At 64.7% G+C, this 17,224-nt stretch carries 18 protein-coding genes; 14 read left to right on the forward strand and 4 right to left on the reverse strand.

Annotated elements, in window-relative coordinates; translation table 11 throughout:
• The first annotated feature begins 286 nt into the window (after nt 1-286).
• Together AB3147_RS00065 and AB3147_RS00070 are read left to right on the forward strand one after the other, a co-directional pair.
• Nucleotides 287-721, forward strand: coding sequence for a helix-turn-helix domain-containing protein (locus tag AB3147_RS00065; protein ID WP_367351170.1), 435 nt, complete (start codon nt 287-289; stop codon nt 719-721).
• 234 nt (nt 722-955) lie between these two features.
• Complete coding sequence (locus tag AB3147_RS00070; protein WP_367351171.1) at nt 956-1,582, forward strand: TnsA endonuclease N-terminal domain-containing protein; 627 nt, start codon at nt 956-958, stop codon at nt 1,580-1,582.
• A 5-nt stretch (nt 1,583-1,587) separates the two neighbouring features.
• Here the strand turns inward: AB3147_RS00070 and AB3147_RS00075 are convergent, their stop codons facing one another.
• Complete coding sequence (locus AB3147_RS00075; RefSeq protein ID WP_367351172.1) at nt 1,588-1,770, reverse strand: hypothetical protein; 183 nt, start codon at nt 1,768-1,770, stop codon at nt 1,588-1,590.
• 207 nt (nt 1,771-1,977) lie between these two features.
• On the opposite strand from AB3147_RS00075, the gene AB3147_RS00080 reads away from it, so the two are divergent.
• Nucleotides 1,978-3,936, forward strand: coding sequence for a WG repeat-containing protein (locus AB3147_RS00080; RefSeq protein ID WP_367351173.1), 1,959 nt, complete (start codon nt 1,978-1,980; stop codon nt 3,934-3,936).
• Nucleotides 3,937-4,114: 178 nt separating this feature from the next.
• Here the strand turns inward: AB3147_RS00080 and AB3147_RS00085 are convergent, their stop codons facing one another.
• Entirely contained in the window at nt 4,115-5,047 is a 933-nt protein-coding gene (locus AB3147_RS00085; RefSeq protein ID WP_175136960.1) for a LysR substrate-binding domain-containing protein, read from the reverse strand.
• Between the two features lie 171 nt (nt 5,048-5,218).
• Here AB3147_RS00085 and AB3147_RS00090 point away from each other — a divergent pair, with 171 nt between their 5' ends.
• The 6 genes from AB3147_RS00090 (at nt 5,219) to AB3147_RS00115 (ending at nt 10,485) form a co-directional block, all read left to right on the forward strand.
• Nucleotides 5,219-6,130, forward strand: coding sequence for an amino acid ABC transporter substrate-binding protein (locus AB3147_RS00090; RefSeq protein WP_175124844.1), 912 nt, complete (start codon nt 5,219-5,221; stop codon nt 6,128-6,130).
• Between the two features lie 87 nt (nt 6,131-6,217).
• Nucleotides 6,218-6,982, forward strand: a complete 765-nt coding sequence (locus AB3147_RS00095) for an amino acid ABC transporter permease (protein ID WP_367351174.1) — start codon at nt 6,218-6,220, stop codon at nt 6,980-6,982.
• Between the two features lies 1 nt (nt 6,983).
• Complete coding sequence (locus tag AB3147_RS00100; protein ID WP_056565990.1) at nt 6,984-7,673, forward strand: amino acid ABC transporter permease; 690 nt, start codon at nt 6,984-6,986, stop codon at nt 7,671-7,673.
• Nucleotides 7,674-7,737: 64 nt separating this feature from the next.
• Nucleotides 7,738-8,472: an amino acid ABC transporter ATP-binding protein gene (locus AB3147_RS00105; RefSeq protein WP_056565987.1), complete on the forward strand. Its 735-nt coding sequence runs from the start codon at nt 7,738-7,740 to the stop codon at nt 8,470-8,472.
• A gap of 5 nt (nt 8,473-8,477) precedes the next feature.
• The gene (locus AB3147_RS00110; protein ID WP_279971438.1) at nt 8,478-9,536 is read left to right on the forward strand and encodes a threonine aldolase family protein; all 1,059 of its coding nucleotides are present in this window, start codon (nt 8,478-8,480) and stop codon (nt 9,534-9,536) included.
• A gap of 40 nt (nt 9,537-9,576) precedes the next feature.
• Nucleotides 9,577-10,485: an EamA family transporter gene (locus AB3147_RS00115; RefSeq protein ID WP_367351175.1), complete on the forward strand. Its 909-nt coding sequence runs from the start codon at nt 9,577-9,579 to the stop codon at nt 10,483-10,485.
• 72 nt (nt 10,486-10,557) lie between these two features.
• Here AB3147_RS00115 and AB3147_RS00120 read toward each other — a convergent pair whose 3' ends face one another.
• The gene (locus tag AB3147_RS00120) at nt 10,558-10,854 is read right to left on the reverse strand and encodes an acylphosphatase (RefSeq protein ID WP_056565981.1); all 297 of its coding nucleotides are present in this window, start codon (nt 10,852-10,854) and stop codon (nt 10,558-10,560) included.
• 164 nt (nt 10,855-11,018) lie between these two features.
• On the opposite strand from AB3147_RS00120, the gene AB3147_RS00125 reads away from it, so the two are divergent.
• A complete protein-coding gene (locus tag AB3147_RS00125) occupies nt 11,019-11,915 on the forward strand; it encodes a phytanoyl-CoA dioxygenase family protein (RefSeq protein WP_175124848.1) in 897 nt (298 codons plus the stop codon).
• A gap of 208 nt (nt 11,916-12,123) precedes the next feature.
• The gene (locus tag AB3147_RS00130) at nt 12,124-13,287 is read left to right on the forward strand and encodes an alpha-hydroxy acid oxidase (protein WP_056565975.1); all 1,164 of its coding nucleotides are present in this window, start codon (nt 12,124-12,126) and stop codon (nt 13,285-13,287) included.
• Between the two features lie 78 nt (nt 13,288-13,365).
• On the opposite strand, the gene AB3147_RS00135 is transcribed toward AB3147_RS00130, so the two are convergent.
• Entirely contained in the window at nt 13,366-14,208 is an 843-nt protein-coding gene (locus tag AB3147_RS00135) for an IclR family transcriptional regulator (RefSeq protein ID WP_175136963.1), read from the reverse strand.
• Nucleotides 14,209-14,418: 210 nt separating this feature from the next.
• Here AB3147_RS00135 and AB3147_RS00140 point away from each other — a divergent pair, with 210 nt between their 5' ends.
• Genes AB3147_RS00140 through AB3147_RS00150 form a run of 3 tightly spaced genes read left to right on the forward strand, consistent with a single transcriptional unit; the run spans nt 14,419 to nt 17,195 of the window.
• Nucleotides 14,419-15,489: an ABC transporter ATP-binding protein gene (locus tag AB3147_RS00140; protein ID WP_367351176.1), complete on the forward strand. Its 1,071-nt coding sequence runs from the start codon at nt 14,419-14,421 to the stop codon at nt 15,487-15,489.
• A gap of 1 nt (nt 15,490) precedes the next feature.
• Nucleotides 15,491-16,381 (forward strand): ABC transporter permease, encoded by an 891-nt coding sequence (locus AB3147_RS00145; RefSeq protein WP_175136964.1) that lies wholly within the window; start codon nt 15,491-15,493, stop codon nt 16,379-16,381.
• A gap of 19 nt (nt 16,382-16,400) precedes the next feature.
• Nucleotides 16,401-17,195, forward strand: a complete 795-nt coding sequence (locus tag AB3147_RS00150) for an ABC transporter permease (RefSeq protein WP_062839314.1) — start codon at nt 16,401-16,403, stop codon at nt 17,193-17,195.
• The last annotated feature ends 29 nt before the right edge of the window (nt 17,196-17,224 follow it).

A 17,224-nucleotide genomic window follows, 5' to 3' on the forward strand; every position in this document is an offset into this window, starting at 1 on the left:
TTAGAGCGAGTGCAGCAGGTGATTCACCGTTCACCGGCTGAAATGTTCAACGAGTGTGTTGCATCGATCGGTTGAATCCACAGCCTAAAGCCGTCTTTCTTGGCTTAATCTGGAGACTCGTAACGAGGTAGAGATAAGGCGCCGGAATCATCCAAAAATAACTGAATAGCGACCTTCATTGAGGCCACTAAAAATCAATGTGATGTATTTATATCATATTGATGTTTATAGACTTTTATGGTTTCTTCAATTACTCTTTGAACATATACACCACCTATTAAGTCACGTGAGCCCCTTCGCCAATCTTCTCCACTCTCTGCGTATGAAGTACGGCATACGGCAGGTGGATTTGGCTGCGCTGATCGGATACGACCAGACATACATTTCAGCAATGGAGAGCAGACTCAAAGGGCTACCCGCTGAAGAATTCGTCAACCGGCTTGCAGAAGCACTGCCACTTACACAGCAGCAGCAACAAGAGTTGCTGTTAGCTGCCGATGCATCGCAACGCAAGCTCATCGTTGATCTAGACACACACGAAGAGGCTTATTGGCTTCTGAAAGCTCTTCGCGACAACTTTCGAACGCTGTCCTCTCGGCAAATTCGCATGATTCGCGATGTTCTTGAGCTACCTGGTGAAGGCACTACAGGTGTTACCTCCATCGAGGCTGAACCTGTGCGCCGCCTAAGACGCCGCTCCAGATTGGAGGCCTCTATGTAGAGCCGCAAAAGAAAAGCGGGACAGCCTTTCGGACAGTCCCGCTGGTGGAGCATCAGAAGATACCCCGACTTGCACCCGCAGTATCTCCATAGCTTTCGCCAGCGTCAAGGCTTTCCCCCACTCCTACCTCTTTGATTTCACTGGTTTATGACCGCGTGAGGGCATAGCTTTGCCTGCATTCGGGCATGAAACCGTTGTCCGCTTTGCTCCACGGCAAGGCGGATGGTAGAGCCTATGCCTGAAAACTTTTGGAGAGGAAACTGGCACGGAAGCCAATCCTCATCTTCTCCGAATCATCGTGCCCGCGAGATCGTGCGCCCAACGGGCGGCATCCTGCGCGGCTTCGTGCCCAGCAGAAAAAATGGCCGCTTGGTACACCATGAAGGGCTGCTGGAGCGTGACGCCATCGCGCTGTTTGAAGCCCATCACCGCATCGCTCAGTACCGCGAACAGCTGTTGACGCTGCAGTACCCGGATGGCCCGCGTTTACGGCGCTACACGCCGGACTTTGAGGTGGTGCTTGATACCGGCGAAGCCGTGCTGGTCGAAGTCAAGCCTGTGCGCAGCCTCCAAGCTGCAGAGGTCGGACATAAGCTGGCCTGCAATGCCGCACATATGGCTCGCACAGCACGGGCCTTCTTGGTGCTCGACAACACGGTGATCCGGCAGGAGCCTCGCCTTTCCAACCTGCAACAGATCCTGCAACACGCCGATCACTTGATGCCGACCGCTGCTGCCGTGACAGTGGCACTACGCCAATGGGGCAAGCACTTCCCTATGCCGTATCAGCAAGCACAGCAGGCTCTGGCAACGCTGCATTTGCGCCCCGCCAATCTGATGCTCATGGGCTACCTGGGGTAATTTTTCTAGAAGCGGACTTCGCGAAAGGATGCGGTGCTGTCCGTTGGGAGGGCGTCACGGCCAAGCGCGTGAAGCGATTGATCGGTGTTGCGGTGCTGGTTGTGGGCAGCATCATGCTTACAATGCATCGCTTTTAACGCCAAAGAAATTTCATCTTCTTTGGCTCTAGCGCTGATTTTTTTCAACATCTTTGTCACAAGCAACCGTGAGGGCTGCCACCGATGATGAAAAAGTCCTTACGAAACAAGCATGTGCGTTCTCAGCTTCTCTGACAACTCACAGCTTGGGTCACCAAAGGCCAGCACCGCAAGGGCTGGCCTTTGGCTTTATGGCGCGACGCGCTGGGTGCCGCAAAGGGGCGTCGTGGGGCGCGTCCGCAAACGAAGGAAGTGAAGATGGGAAATCGAGCCTGGCTGACTCTGTGTTCGGACGAGGATGAAGGCGCGCCGCCCGTGGAGATCGCCAGCGCGAACGGCAATCTGCCGACGTTGTGGCAGGTGCTGTTGGCGACAGGTGAGTCCCGTGCGGCGCCCGATGACCAGGACCTCCTTGGCGGTGTCGACGGTGACGAAGCGGGCATCGCCGCCGATGCGCATGCCGCCCGCGCACGTCTGGGCGAATTGGCGGCGTTCATGCGGTCGCATGCGGCGCGTGATGATGCGCCGCACGTGCTGCAATTCGATGCCGCCGTGCAGTACCTGGACGAGCTGATCGATGAACACGACGGCGAAGGCGAGTTGTGGATAAGCGCAAATCTGAATGAACTGTCGTGGCTGCATACGGGCGGCGCGCAGGCCTACGTGCACCAGACGCGTACCCTGTGCCACGAACGCTGGCATGCATTGCAGCAAGGCATGCAATTGGGCGACGTGACCGCCATCTGCCAGCTGCTGGACGTGCAGGATGCCGGCGACGCCTCCGGCTGGGCTTGGTGCTTTGGTTTTGGCGGGCTGTCGCATCCTTACTTTCACGAACAGGAGCCGGCCCGCACAGTCAGCTTCGAGGATTACGTTGCCGAGGGTGGCGACGACGACGACGCCTGGCTAGGCGGTGGGTTGTACCGCTACCGTGTGGACAAGTTGTGGGGGCTGCGGGCGGTCGATCCGGAGGCCGAGTCCGACGACGACAACGACGGCGACAACGACGGCGATTGCTGGCTGCCGGTGATGGCGCCGCAGTGGGATGCGATCTGGCGCAGCGGCGCGTCCGATGAGGGCGTGCTGTGGATAAGCCGCGAGGGTCGCACGGGGCTGCTGCAGGTTACGGAGAACGTCGCGCGGGTGCTGGTGCCGCCGCGCTTTGACGCGGTGTGGGATTTTGAAGAAGACGTGGCAAGCGTCCAGATTGGCGACAAGGTGGGGCTGATCGCCGCGGACGGCCGTGAGATCCTGCCGCCGTCGCTGGACGAGGCCTGGAACTGCGCGCAGGGCCTGGTGGTGGCGCGCGTCGGAGATCAGCTGGGCTTTGTGGACAAGTCGGGTGGCTGGGCGATCACGCCGCGCTTCGAGGACGCGGGGTCGTTCTGCCCCGGAGGCTTGGCGCCCGCGTTCGAGGCGCAGGCGTGGGGTCTGGTCGGCCGGCGTGGCGATTGGGTAGCGGCGCCCGAGTGGGACGATGTTTATTGGGACGAGGACCTGCATGCGTTCATCACCGAGCGTGATGGGATGCAGGGGCTGATCGAAGCGTCGGGGCGCCCGGTGCTGGATGCGAGCTTTGCCGCGCTGGCGCCGCTGGATACGGCGGCGGATGCCGCCGAGCTGTGGACAAGCGGCTTGATGCGGATCAGCGTGCTGACGCAAGATGCGCGGCGCGGCGTGGTGGATGGCGAAGGGGCCGTGCGGGTGCCGATCGTTTACAGCGATCTCGGCGAGGTGAGCTGGCTGCCGTCGGAACGGCCTGGCATCCCGGAGCCCGCGCCTGAAGGCCAGGCGGGGCGCTATGCGCGGATCCTGGCGAATGTGGGTCGCGATGACGACGGCGACGAGACGTGGGCCGAGGGCGTCTATGACATGGCCGAGGGGCGTGAAGTGCTTGCTTGCCAGCATGTGCTGACGTTCGGGTTGGCGTGGAACGGCGCGTATGGGTGGCTGGTGTTGCAGGCGGGTGAGGCGCCTTGCCCTCACAACGTGGACGGGCTTTACGTGGGCGTGGCGCGCGCCGGGGGCGACTGGTTGCATGAACCTGTCTACGCCTGGATCGGATCGCCGGAATCCCTGCAGACGGCGGCGGGCGTCTACAACGGGCCGCCGGCGATTGCGGGGCAATGGAATCAGGATGAGCCGGTGCGGGCTATGCGCGGCGATACGGGTGTGCTGGTGATGCTGCACCGTGACGGGCGGGAGACGCCGGCCTAGGCAATTGCGGCAACGGTGTCTGACACCTGATCGTGCGAGCATTGCTCCCAAGACCTCCAGTCTTGCGCAACGGTGTCTGACACCCTGGGGAGATGGTCGCCAGTTTGAGGCGGTGTCTCACAGGGTGTCAGACACCGTCTCCAGACTCCGTCTCCACACGTATCGCCGCAGCGATCGGCTACCGCGGCGGCCGCGCCTTCAGATCCCCCATCTCTTCCTGCATCAGCTGATGCGCATAGCGCGAGAACACCGTGACCAGGCGCGTGCGCGTGTGATACGGCGGGTACAGCAGCGCGACGGTGACCGGCACCGCCGGGCTGAACGGCCGGACCTCCACGCCGTTCGCTTCGTACTCCTCGCGCGCGGCCAGGGGGTTGATCAGCGCCACGCCCAGCCCCGCGCCCACCAGCGCGCACACCGACGACCCCAATCCCGCTTCGGCCACCGTATGTCGCTCGACCTTGGCGGACTTGAACACGGCGTCGATCTTCTCGCGCAGCGGGGTGCCGCTGGGAAATGCGATGAAGGGCTCGCCCGCAAAATCGGCGGGCTTGAGCTTCTTCAGTTTGGTCAGGCGATGTCCGCGCGGCAGCACCGCCACGCAGCTCATCGTGAGCACCGGCTCGACCTGGATGCCGGGCGCCTCGCCGGACAGCATCGCCAGCCCCGTGTCGCAGAACCCCGAACTGATCCAGTTGTGGACCGCGCTGGCGTTGCCCGAGTGGATGGACACCATGACGTCCGGGTACTCGGTCTTGAAGGCCGCGACGATGCGGGCCAGGAGCCCGCCCGCCAGGCGTGGCATGGCCGCCACACTCAGTCGGCTGGCGCTGAACGAGCGGATGCTGGCCGCCGCCGACTCCAGGCCGGCGAGGCCGATGAAGGTCTTTTCGACCTCCTGAAAAAAGCGCGACCCGTCCTGGGTCGGGCTCAGCCGGCTGCCATTGCGGTCGAACAATGGAAACTGGGTGATGGCTTCCAATTGCGCAATTAAGCGGCTAACGTGCGGCTGCGAGGTATGCACGCGGCGCGCCGCAGCGGTCATGGATCCGGTCATCATGACGGCGCGGAACGCCTCAATGTGCCGCAAGCCCATGCGAGTAATGGCCATGTCAAATCCGTATAGAGGAATACCTGATTGGAACTGGATAAAACCATACTGCTAGTTGATACTTTTTGCCAGCCGCGGGGCTCATCGCGGGACGCGGCGGTCGCCAGCCAGACTGGAGCCGCCGATCGTGAACATAAACACGCGCCGCACGTACGGCGCCAAGGGAATCAGATGAAAGCACTTGCCGCGATCTCCGTCGCCGCCGCCCTGCTGGGCACCACCGCGACGGCCCATGCCGAAGGTCCCAGCCGCCTGGACAAGATCCGGGAAACCGGCGTCATCACGATCGGCCACCCCGAGACCTCGGTGCCGTTTGCCTATCTGGACGGCAATCAGAAGCCGATCGGCTACACGGTCGAGATCTGCCAGGAAGTCGCCAAGTACGTGCAGGAAGCGCTGAAGCTGCCCAAGCTGGAAGTCCGCTACAACCCGACGACGTCGGCCACGCGCATTCCGCTGCTGGCCAACGGCACGATCGACCTGGAGTGCGGCAACACCACCAATAACGAGGCCCGCCACAAGCTGGTGTCCTTCGCGCCCACGACCTTCGTGGCGCAGGTGGTGCTGGTGGCGCGCAAGGACGGCGGCGTGGACCCCAATGACCTGTCCTCGTTCCGCGGCAAGACCATCGCGGCGCAGGCCGGCGGCCAGACGTTCAAGCTGATCTCGCAACTGAATGCGCAGGGCAACCTGGGCATCTCGATGGCGCCCACCAAGGACACCGCCGAGACCATCCTGATGGTGGAATCGGGCCGCGCCGCGGGTTCGGCCAACGACGACGGCATCGCCTACGGCGCCGTGGCCTCGTCCAAGAATCCGGACGCCTTCGTGATCGGCAAGAAGGGCCTGGAAATGGCGCCCTACGGCATCATGCAGCCCAAGGACGATCCCAAGTTCAAGAAGGTGGTTGATGACGCGGTGCTGGATCTGATGAAGACCGGCAAGGTTGCGGCGCTGTACGACAAGTATTTCAACTCGCCGATCCCGCCCAAGCAGATCAACCTGAAGTACCCCATGAGCGACGCCCTGAAGCGCGCCCTGGCCAACCCCACCGACTCGGGCGATCCCAAGGCCTACGAGTAAGCCGCATGCCGCGGGGCGCAACGCGTCCCCGCGGCGCATGAAGCAAGGACGCCGGCCGGGGCCGGCGTTGCAATCAAGGGCGAGGGCATGAATTACAACTGGAGTTGGAGCGTCTTCCTGGAGATGTCGCCGGACGGCGTGCACACCTTCCTGGAAACGATCCTGATCGGCGTGGGCTGGACGCTCGCGCTGGCATTGACGGCCTGGGTTTTCTCGTTGCTGCTGGGATCCTGGCTGGGCGTGATGCGCACGGTGCAGTCGCGCCTGATGAACGCCATCGGCGCGACCTATGTAGAGCTGTTCCGCAACATCCCGCTGCTGGTGCAGATGTTCCTGTGGTATTTCGTGCTGCCCGAATTGCTGCCGCATGCCTGGGGCTTGGCGATGAAGCAGATGCCGCAGCCGTGGGGGCAGTTTTTGCCCGCGGTGCTGTGCCTGGGCTTTTACGGATCGGCGCGTGTGGCCGAGCAATTGCGCGCCGGCATCCAGTCGCTGCCGCGCGGGCAGTTTCAGGCGGGGACCGCGCTGGGACTGACCGAGGCGCAAGTCTATCGCTACATCATCCTGCCCGAGGCCTATCGCATCGTGCTGCCGCCGCTGACCTCGGAGTTCATGGGCACGATCAAGTATTCGTCGGTGGCGCTGACCATTGGCCTTCTGGAATTGACGGGCCAGGCGCGCTCGATGGCGGAATTCAGCTTTCACATCTTCGAGGCGTTTTCGGCCGCGACGGTGATCTACCTGATTCTGAACGGCATCGTCGTGCTGGGGATGCGCACGCTCGAGCGCCGAGTCGCGGTGCCCGGCCTGATCGGCACGGCCGCGAAGTCGCCTGCGGGATTGGGGCGCTGACATGGGCAAATTCGATTTCGATGTGATCTGGGGCTCGCTGCCGTACCTGTTCCAGACCGGCATGACCTTCACGCTGACGCTGACCGTGCTGGCGGCGGTGATGGGCCTGGCGTTGGGCACGATCCTGGCGATGATGCGGTTGTCGCGCTACAAGATCCTGTCGGTGCCGGCAGGCATCTACGTGAACGTCATGCGTTCGATCCCGCTGCTGCTGGTGATCTTCTGGTTCTACTTTCTGATGCCGTACATCGCCGCGTGGGTGGTGGGATCGCCCACGCCGCTGCGCGTGGGGGCGTTCAACTCGGCGGTGATCACGTTCACGCTGTTCGAGGCCGCGTACTTCTGCGAAATCATGCGCGCCGGCATCCAGTCCATCGCGCGCGGCCAGGTATCGGCCAGCATGGCGCTGGGCCTGAATCACTGGCAAGGCATGCGGTACGTCGTGCTGCCGCAGGCGCTGCGCAACATGGTGCCGGCGCTGCTGACGCGCGTCATCATCCTGTTCCAGGACACGTCGCTGGTGTACGTGCTGTCGCTCACCGACTTCCTGGGCGCCGCGTCCAAGATCGGCCAGCGCGACGGCCGGCTGGTCGAACTCTATCTCTTCGTGGCGGTGGTGTATTTCGTGATTTGCTTCACGGCATCGCGTCTGGTCAAGCAGCTTGAAAAGCGTACGCGGGTGCTGCGCTGAGCCGCTTGCCGCAGCAATCACGTTATCCACAGGTTCAACGATGCAATCCTCTTCCAATCCCCCGATGATCGAGATCCGGCAGGTCAGCAAATGGTACGGCGACTTCCAGGTGCTGGACGACTGCTCCACCACCGTGCGCCGCGGCGAAGTCGTGGTGGTGTGCGGCCCGTCCGGCTCGGGCAAGTCCACGCTGATCAAGACCGTCAATGCGCTCGAGCCCTTTCAGAAAGGCGAGATCGTGGTCAACGGCGTGTCCGTGGGCGATCCGCGCACCAACCTGCCCAAGCTGCGCGCAGTCGCCGGCATGGTGTTCCAGCACTTCGAGCTGTTCCCGCACCTGTCCGTGACCGAGAACCTGTGCCTGGGGCAGATCAAGGTGCTCAAGCGCGGCAAGGACGAAGCGCGGCAGCGCGCGCTTGCGCTGCTTGAGCGCGTGGGCCTGTCGGCGCACAAGGACAAGCATCCCGGCGAACTGTCGGGCGGCCAGCAGCAGCGCGTGGCGATTGCCCGGGCGCTGTCGATGGACCCCGTCGTGATGCTGTTCGATGAGCCCACGTCGGCGCTGGACCCCGAGATGGTCAACGAGGTGCTGGACGTGATGACCGACCTGGCGGGCGAAGGCATGACCATGATGGTGGTGACCCACGAGATGGGATTTGCGCGCCGCGTCGCCGACCGTGTGATCTTCATGGACGGCGGCAAGATTGTCGAGGACTGCCAGAAGGAGCAGTTCTTCGGCAATGTCGAGGAGCGTGCCCCGCGCACGCGCCAGTTTCTTTCCAAAATTTTGCAGCACTGAAAGCCATGACCCAGCGGACCCCCGCCGAACCTCCCCCACTCCGCGTCGACCTGCGCAGCGATACGGTCACGCACCCGACCGCGGCCATGTACGAGCGCATGCGCACCGCGCCGATCGGCGATGACGGCCTGGACGGCGACCCCACCGTGCGCGAGCTGGAAGCGACTGTCGCGGCCAGCCTGGGCAAGGAGGCGGGCCTCTTCGTGCCGAGCTGCACGATGGCCAACCTGCTGGCCGTGCTGGCGCAAACGCAGCGCAGCGAGCAGGTGGCGCTGGAAGCGACTGCCCACATGTACACGTCGGAACGGGGCGCGGCCACGTTCACGGGCCTGTTCTACCAAGGCTTGCCGGGCGCCGAAGGCGCGATGGACCTGAACCGGCTCGAAGACGCGCTGATGGCAGGCGGGCACCGCCTCAAGACTGCACTGGTGGCGATGGAGACGTCGCACAACAACGCGGGCGGCGCGGTGCTGCCGCTGGACCACATGCAGGCCGTGCATGGCATGGCGCGCGCAGCCGGCGTGCCGGTGCACCTGGATGGTGCGCGGCTGTTCAACGCGGCGGTGGCGCTGGGCGTGCCGGCCATGGACATCACGCAATACACGGATACGGTGTCGCTGTGCCTGTCCAAGGGCTTGAGCGCGCCGGTGGGCGCAGTGCTGGCGGGCAGCCAGGCCGTGATCGCCAAGTCGCGCACGCTGCGCCGCATGCTGGGCGGCACGCAGCGCCAATCCGGCATCATGGCCGCCGCGGGCCTGGAAGGCGTGCAGCACATGAGCGCGCGGCTGGGCGAGGACCACGTGCGGGCGCGCCGGTTGAGCGACGGCATCAACACGCTGGCGCCCACGCTGACCGCGACCGTGCCGCAAACCAACATCGTGCAGGTCGAGACCGCCGACACCGGCATGACCAATGCAGAGTGGGTCGCGGCCCTGCAGGCGCAAGGCGTGCTGACGCGTCCGTGGGGCCGTACGCGGCTGCGCTGCGTCACGCATCGGCACATCAGCGACGACGATATCGACATGGCCGTCAAGGCGTTCTCCGCGGTGCTGAACGCGCGCTGATTCAGCCGATTTTGGGGCGGGCGATGCGATAATGCCCGCCATGTCCACCCCCACTCATCTTTCCCGGAAAGACTATTTCTGCGCCCTAGCGGTGGTGGTCATCTGGGGCCTGAATTTCGTCGTCATGAAGGTCGGCATGCGGGGCTTGTCTCCGATGATGCTCGGCGCGTTGCGATTCGCGCTGGCGGCCTTCCCGCTCATCCTCTTCGTGCGCATGCCGCGGCTGCCGTGGCACTGGGTCGCGGCCTACGGGCTGGTCCAGGGGCTGGGCCAGTTCGGCCTGCTGTTCACGGCGCTCAAGTTCGGCATGCCGGCCGGCATGGCATCGCTTGTCATCCAGACCCAGGCCTTCTTTACGCTGCTGCTCGCCGCGCCGGTGCTGCATGAGCGCGCGCGGCGGCATCACTGGATCGGACTGGGCGTCGCCGCGATGGGCCTTGCGGTCATCGCGGGGGCGCGTGGCGACGGGCCGGGGCAGATGACGATGCTGGGCTTTGTCCTGACGCTGGGGGCGGCATTCATGTGGGCGGTGTCCAACATGATCGTGCGGCTGGCCAGCCGCAAGGCGCCCGGCTACGACCCCTTCGCGTTCATTGCCTGGAGCAGCGCCGCCCCGGTGCTGCCTTTCCTGGCGCTGGCCGTGCTGATCGACGGCTGGGAACCGGTCGTGGGCATGATCACCGGCATGGGCTGGGGCGAGGCATTGTCGGTGCTGTATCTGGCGGTGCTGGCGACCCTGGTTGCCTACACGCTCTGGACGCAGTTGCTGTCGCGCCATCCCGCGGCCAAGGTCGCGCCGTTCTCGTTGCTGGTGCCGGTGGTGGGGCTGTGGGCGGCGTCGATGGCGTTCGGCGAGCGGCTGCAGCTGCTGCAATGGGTGGGCGCCGGGTGCGTGCTGGCCGGGCTGGTCATCAACCAGGTCGGCGCGCGCTGGTTGCGCACGCGCTGACGCCAGTCAGCCTTTACGCTACCGGGCCCTCATCCGCCCGGCCTACAGCGTGCCGGCGAGGGCCCACTGCCCTCAAAGTTGCTCGAAGCGGATGTAACGCTTATCGGTGTACTCCCGGCGCGTGATGATTTCCTGCACCGACGCGCCCGGCGGTCCGCGGCGCAGCCATTCCAGCATGTGATCGACCTGGTCGGGCGTGCCCTGCACCAGCGCTTCGACCGTGCCGTCCAGCATGTTCTGCACCCAGCCCTTCGCGCCAAGCATGTGAGCGCGCCGCACCGTGGCGTGCCGGTAGCCCACGCCTTGCACCGTGCCGCTGACGGTGACGTGGACGGTTTCGATCTGGGTATCGGCCTTAGGGTCTTGCATGGGTTTTTCCTTCGGATGATGCGCCGCCACGCGCGACTGGCGTAGGCGGAACCGGCTACAGCGGATGGTCTATAGGCCCGGCAGGCTTCGAAGCGATACGTTAGAGCCCATGTCAAAACGTGCCAGCTTAGAAATACCCATTACCAGAGCTTGGAGAAGCCATTATGGAAGAGACCAGTTTGTTGTCGGAAGCCGAGACAGCGCGCTACAGGGATCAGGGTTACCTGGCCTTGAAGGACATGTGCCCTCAGGACGAGGTCGGCTACATCCGCAGGACGCTGCTGGACTTGTTCTCGAATAAGACGGGTTACAACGAGGGCGCGCAATACGACTTTGTCAGCCGCGACGACCCGAGCAAGCCCGCGAAGTTTCCGAGTCTGCACGATCCGCGACATTATGCCCCGGGCCTGCTGAAGACGGTGTACCACGAACGCACGCTGGAACTGGCGCGGCAGCTGCTGGGCCCGCAGGCCGCGCTGTATGGCGAGCACGCGTTGCTCAAGCCCGGCCCGCACGGTCCGGAAACGCCGTGGCACCAGGACGAAGCTTTCCGGTCGCCGGACTTTGTCTACAACGAACTGAGCATCTGGCTGGCGCTGCAGCCGGCCACCGTCGAGAACGGCTGCATGCAGTTCCTGCCGGGGTCGAACAAGTGGGACGTGCTGGAGCACCGTTCCCCGGGCGGCGACAAGACGCTGCATCCGCTGGAATGCTGCGGTGATTTCCCGCGCGAACAGGCGGTGGCCGAGCCCCTTGATCCGGGCGGCATCACCGTCCACGATGCGCGCACGCTGCACTTCACGGGACCGAACACGTCGCAGACGCCGCGCCTGGCGTACATCCTGATCTACAACACGCCGCCGGTGTACAAGCCGGGCCGCCGGGAATTCCCGTGGCTGGAAGGCCGGTGGACCGACAGCCAGACCCGCAAGAAGCAATGGCACAAGCGCGGCGGGCTGGCGGTGGACGTGATGCGCCGGCTGCCGGGCGCGCGGCTGACCAGCCCGCGCTGGGTGGCGTGGGCAACGATACGCGCGGTCAGCAAGGTGTGGCCGCGCTAGGGCTGGGCGTGCAGGGGCCATAGAGCCTTTGCGCAGGGGGGCGAACGGGGCCGGCAAGCGACGCTTGCCGGCCTCGGCGCGTATACTGGGCGGCGCCGCGCGGGTCATCAAGCCTGGCGCGGCGGCAAGGCTGCCCCACGGCTGGCGGCCCGAAAGCACAAGAAAATGAGTCGCAGCTGGCGCACCCCTATCACTCCACAGACACTCCATGACCGCTAACCTTTCTACGATCACCTGCATCGAAGATTTGCGCGTTGTCGCGCAGAAGCGCGTGCCGCGCATGTTCTACGACTACGCCGATTCCGGCGCCTGGACCGAAGGCACCTATCGCGCGAATGAAAGCGACTTTCATCGGATCAAGCTGCGCCAGCGCGTGGCGGTCAACATGGAAGGCCGGTCGCTGCGCACCACCATGGTGGGCCAGGACGTGGTCATGCCGCTGGCGATTTCGCCCACGGGCCTGACCGGCATGCAGCATGCCGACGGCGAGATCCTGGCCGCCAAGGCCGCCGCCGATTTCGGCGTGCCGTTCACGCTGTCCACGATGAGCATCTGCTCGCTGGAAGACGTGGCGCAGGCCACCGGCAAGCCCTTCTGGTTCCAGCTCTACGTCATGCGTGACCGCGAGTTCGTGGGCAACCTGATCGACCGCGCCAAGGCCGCCGGCTGCTCGGCGCTGGTGCTGACGCTGGACCTGCAGATCCTGGGCCAGCGCCACAAGGACATCAAGAACGGCCTGTCGACGCCGCCCAAGCCCACGCTGCGCAACCTCATCAACCTGGCGACCAAGCCGCGCTGGTGCATGGGCATGCTCGGCACCAAGCGCCGCACTTTCGGCAACATCGTCGGCCACGCCAAGGGCGTGAGCGACCTGTCGTCGCTGTCGTCGTGGACGGCCGAGCAGTTCGATCCCCGCCTGAGCTGGGACGACGTGGAATGGATCAAGCAGCGCTGGGGCGGCAAGCTCATCATCAAGGGCATTCTGGATGTCGAGGACGCGCAGCTCGCCGCCAACAGCGGCGCCGACGCGCTCATCGTCAGCAACCACGGCGGCCGCCAGCTTGACGGCGCCATGTCGTCCATCGCGGCCCTGCCGGGAATTGCCGATGCCGTGGGTTCGAAGATCGAGGTGTGGATGGATGGCGGCATCCGCTCCGGCCAGGACATCCTGAAGGCCGTGGCGCTGGGCGCGCGCGGCACGATGATCGGCCGCGCCTTCCTGTACGGGCTGGGCGCGTATGGCCAGGCCGGCGTCACCCGCGTGCTGGAGATCCTGTACAAGGAAATGGACACGACGATGGCGCTGTGCGGCCGCCGCACGATCGAGCCGGGCGACCGCAGCATCCTGCTGCCGGGCACGTATCCGACCTGATTGCTGATGCTTGTTGAAAAGCCCGGACCCATACGTGTCCGGGTTTTTTATGCGCGGACGCCGCGCGCCGTGCGTGGGCTATGCGCCGTTGCCCGTGCCCAAGAACTGGCTGGGCCTGCGCAGCGCGGGGTCGAAAGGATTGATCTGCGCGCCCACCGCGTCGGCCTCGCGGCGCAGCATTTCCACGATCAGCGGCAGGCGTTCATCGCTGATGCGTTCGATGGGCGCCGCCACGCTCAGCGCCGCCACCGTGACGCCGTTGGGATCGTAGACCGGCACCGCCAGCCCCGCGATGTTGGGGAACACGCCCTGCCCCTGGCTGCGCGCGTAGCGCAGTTCCAGGCATTCCTTGATGCGCACGCGCATCGAGATCTCGTCCACGAAGCCCAGGTGATGCAGGCGCGGAATGTTGAAGCGCATGACCTCTTCGCGCTCGGCTTCCGGCAGGCTGGCCAGCAGCACCAGGCCGCCCTGACCCATGCCCAGTGGCACGCGGCCGCCGATGTCGCCGGTGTGCGAGCGCACCGGAAAGGCGCCGTCCACGCGGTCGACGCAGACCGCATCAAAGCCGCTGCGCACCAGCAGAAAAATGGTGTCATTGAGCATGCCTGACAGGCGCAGCATGGCGGGCCGGTAGAGGGTGCGCAGGCTGGATTGATGGTTGCCCGCCGCGGCCGCCAGCGAAAAGAAGGCGACGCTGAGCTGATACCCCTTGCTTTGGGCCGGCTGCTCCACCACGCCTTCCTGCATCAGGCCTTGCAGCACCCGGTGCACCGTGGCTTGCGCCTGGCCCGTGCGGGCGGCGATATCGGTCAGGCGCAGCTTGTCTCCCTTGGCGTCGGCCAGCACGCGCAGCACGGCAAAGGCCCGCTGCAACACGCCCTGGCCTGCGGAATCGTCCGGCGTTTCTGATTTCTTCATTCTTGGGTTCCGATAATCAAAATAGTCTGCCGTGCTTTTATCAAGAAATTCAGTCTACCGGAAATAACGAATAAAAAATTCGATTCTTCGGAAAACCCTAATTGACCCTCCGTTTTGGCGGCTCCTAGACTGCGCCATCACTTAGGCAGCCTGGGCGGCACTTTTTCCACCCGGCGGCGCAGGGCCCGGACGGGCCACGGGGTTTGGAACATGGCATTTCTGCGGCTGGACAACGTCTCCAAGAACTACGGCGATCTGCGTGTCGTCTCGGACTTCTGCCTGTCGGTCGACAAGGGCGAGTTCGTCTCGCTGCTCGGTCCTTCCGGCTGCGGCAAGACCACCACACTGCAGATGATTGCCGGCTTTGCCGACGTGACCTGCGGCACCATCACGCTGGACGCCCGCGACATCACGCACGCCAAGCCCAACACGCGCGGCCTGGGCATCGTGTTCCAGAGCTATGCGCTGTTTCCGCACCTGACCGTGGCTGACAACGTCGCGTTCGGCCTGAAGATGCGCAAGGTCGAACGCGCCGAACGGCAGGAGCGTGTGCGCGAGGCGTTGGCCCTGGTCAAGCTGGACAAGCATGCCGACCGCTTCCCGCGCGAACTGTCGGGCGGCCAGCGGCAACGCGTGGCGCTGGCCCGTGCGCTGGTGATCCGGCCGCCGGTGCTGCTGCTGGACGAACCGCTGTCCAACCTGGACGCCAAGCTGCGCGAGGACATGCAGTTCGAGCTGCGCAGCATCCAGCGCAAGATCGGCACCACCACCGTCATGGTCACGCACGATCAGGCCGAGGCCCTGTCCATCAGCGATCGCGTCGTCGTCATGCAGGACGGCCGGGCCACGCAGGTGGACGCGCCCTACCGCATGTATGAACACCCGCAGACCGAGTTCATCTCGCGCTTTGTCGGCAAGACCAATCTGCTGCCCGGCCGCGTGACGCGCTGCGGCGCGCAGGCTGAAGTGCAGACCGGCGCGCTGAGCCTTGTGGTCGACGGCGAAGGCCTGCGCCACGGCGACAGCGTGCAGCTGTCGCTGCGCCCGGAAAAGCTGGTGCCCGTGCCGTCTGGCCAGGGCAAGCTCGCCTGTGTCGTGAACACGCGCTACTTCCTGGGCAGCCAGTGGATGTACGACCTGGATTCGCCGGTGGGGGCGCTGACCATCCTGACGCCCAACGACGGCCGCCGCCCGCATGACGACGGCGAACAGATCGGGCTGGACTGGGCGGACGGCGTGCTGCGCGTGTTGCGCGCACCGGCTGCCGCGGCGGCGGACTGATATGGCGACGCTGACGCAACGCGGCGCCGCCGCCAACCCGCCCAAGCCACGCAACGACGGGATGCTGGCCATCCTGGGATCGATCCCGCTGGCCCTCGTGTTTCTGACGCTGGTGCTCACGCCGCTGGCGCTGACCTTTGCCCTTTCGTTCCGGCCGTTCGACTACGCCACCGGCATCCAGCCCGGCCACACGTTCGAACACTACCTGGCCGTGGTGACGGACGGCTATTTCATCGAAATCTTCTGGCGCACCTTCTGGATCGCCGGCGTCACCACGCTGATCTGCGTGCTGATCGGCGCACCGGAGGCCTACATCCTGTCGCGCATGCGCAAGCCCTGGCGCTCGATCTTCCTGCTGGTGGTGCTGTCGCCGCTGCTGATCTCGCTGGTGGTGCGCGCGTTCGGCTGGAGCATGCTGCTGGGCCCAAGCGGGCCGCTAGGCAAGGCGGCCGCGGCACTGGGGCTGGGATCGCTGCTGTACACGCCCACCGCCGTCATCATCGGCCTCGTTCACGTCATGCTGCCCTTCATGGTGATTCCGGTCTGGACGTCGCTGCAGAAGCTGGACCCCACGGTCGAGCACGCCGCGCTGTCGCTGAACGCCTCGCGCTTTCAGACGCTCACGCGCATCGTGCTGCCGCAGGCCATGCCGGGCATCCTGTCCGGCAGTCTTATCGTGTTCGGCCTGTCGGCCAGCTCGTTTGCCATTCCCGCGCTGCTGGGCGGACGGCGGCTGAAGATGGTGGCCACCGTCGTGTACGACGAGTTCCTGACCGAGCTGAACTGGCCGCTGGGCGCGGCGATTGCCATCGTGCTGCTGATCGTGAACGTGATCGTCATGATGGCGTACAACCGCGTCGTCGAACGCTCTTACCGCCGCAGCCTGGGCTGACCCGCGCAAGGAATCGAACATGCAGAAGAACGGTCCTTTCGCGCTGGCGTTCAACTTTCTGGTGGTGGCGTTCGTGCTGGCGCCGCTGGTCATCGTGTGCCTGGTGGCGTTCACGCCCGATTCGACGCTGACCGTGCCGACGACCAGCTTCTCGCTGCGCTGGTTCTACGCGGTCTTCGACCATCCCAACTTCATGCAGGCGTTCAAGAACAGCCTGTGGCTGGCGTTCCTGTCGGCCAGCATCGCCGTGTGCCTGGCGGTGCCGGCCGCCATCGCCATCACGCGCTACCGCTTTCCGGGGCGCGACGTGCTCAACGGCCTGTTCCTGTCGCCGCTGATGATTCCGCATCTGGTGCTGGGTGTGGCGCTCTTGCGCTTCTTTGCGCTGATGGGCATGGCCGGCAGCTTTCCGTGGCTGGTGGCCAGCCACGTCGTCGTCATCACGCCCTATGTGATGCGCCTGGTGATCGGCGCGCTGGTGGGTTTTGACCGGTCCATCGAACACGCGGCGCTGTCGCTCGGCGCCAGCCGTGCGACGGTGTTCTTCACGGTCACCTTGCCGCTCATCATTCCCGGCGTGTCCGGCGGCTGGCTGCTGGCGTTCATCAACAGCTTCGACGAACTGACGATGTCGGTGTTCATCACCGCGCCCTCGACCATCACGCTGCCGGTGCGCATGTACATGTACGCCACGGAATCCATCGACCCGATGATGGCCGCCGTGTCTGCGTTGGTGATCGCGCTGACGGCCGTGACGATGCTGCTGCTGGACCGCGTGTATGGCCTGGACCGCGTCCTGGTGGGCCAGAAATGAATTCCCTGCCGACAGCCGCAAAGGAGCCG

This window comes from Achromobacter animicus, from assembly GCF_040775605.1.
In the GTDB taxonomy this organism is placed as follows: Bacteria; Pseudomonadota; Gammaproteobacteria; order Burkholderiales; family Burkholderiaceae_B; genus Achromobacter; species Achromobacter animicus.

Excerpts from the sequence above, each read along its gene's own strand:
- AB3147_RS00110 (WP_279971438.1), top strand. The coding sequence starts at position 8,478 with ATGACCCAGCGGACCCCCGCCGAACCTCCCCCACTCCGCGTCGACCTG.
- AB3147_RS00100 (WP_056565990.1), top strand. The coding sequence starts at position 6,984 with ATGGGCAAATTCGATTTCGATGTGATCTGGGGCTCGCTGCCGTACCTG.
- AB3147_RS00085 (WP_175136960.1), bottom strand. The coding sequence starts at position 5,047 with ATGGCCATTACTCGCATGGGCTTGCGGCACATTGAGGCGTTCCGCGCC.
- AB3147_RS00150 (WP_062839314.1), top strand. The coding sequence starts at position 16,401 with ATGCAGAAGAACGGTCCTTTCGCGCTGGCGTTCAACTTTCTGGTGGTG.
- AB3147_RS00105 (WP_056565987.1), top strand. The coding sequence starts at position 7,738 with ATGATCGAGATCCGGCAGGTCAGCAAATGGTACGGCGACTTCCAGGTG.
- AB3147_RS00140 (WP_367351176.1), top strand. The coding sequence starts at position 14,419 with ATGGCATTTCTGCGGCTGGACAACGTCTCCAAGAACTACGGCGATCTG.
- AB3147_RS00135 (WP_175136963.1), bottom strand. The coding sequence starts at position 14,208 with ATGAAGAAATCAGAAACGCCGGACGATTCCGCAGGCCAGGGCGTGTTG.
- AB3147_RS00120 (WP_056565981.1), bottom strand. The coding sequence starts at position 10,854 with ATGCAAGACCCTAAGGCCGATACCCAGATCGAAACCGTCCACGTCACC.
- AB3147_RS00080 (WP_367351173.1), top strand. The coding sequence starts at position 1,978 with ATGGGAAATCGAGCCTGGCTGACTCTGTGTTCGGACGAGGATGAAGGC.
- AB3147_RS00115 (WP_367351175.1), top strand. The coding sequence starts at position 9,577 with ATGTCCACCCCCACTCATCTTTCCCGGAAAGACTATTTCTGCGCCCTA.
- AB3147_RS00090 (WP_175124844.1), top strand. The coding sequence starts at position 5,219 with ATGAAAGCACTTGCCGCGATCTCCGTCGCCGCCGCCCTGCTGGGCACC.
- AB3147_RS00095 (WP_367351174.1), top strand. The coding sequence starts at position 6,218 with ATGAATTACAACTGGAGTTGGAGCGTCTTCCTGGAGATGTCGCCGGAC.
- AB3147_RS00075 (WP_367351172.1), bottom strand. The coding sequence starts at position 1,770 with ATGTTGAAAAAAATCAGCGCTAGAGCCAAAGAAGATGAAATTTCTTTG.
- AB3147_RS00125 (WP_175124848.1), top strand. The coding sequence starts at position 11,019 with ATGGAAGAGACCAGTTTGTTGTCGGAAGCCGAGACAGCGCGCTACAGG.
- AB3147_RS00130 (WP_056565975.1), top strand. The coding sequence starts at position 12,124 with ATGACCGCTAACCTTTCTACGATCACCTGCATCGAAGATTTGCGCGTT.
- AB3147_RS00070 (WP_367351171.1), top strand. The coding sequence starts at position 956 with ATGCCTGAAAACTTTTGGAGAGGAAACTGGCACGGAAGCCAATCCTCA.
- AB3147_RS00145 (WP_175136964.1), top strand. The coding sequence starts at position 15,491 with ATGGCGACGCTGACGCAACGCGGCGCCGCCGCCAACCCGCCCAAGCCA.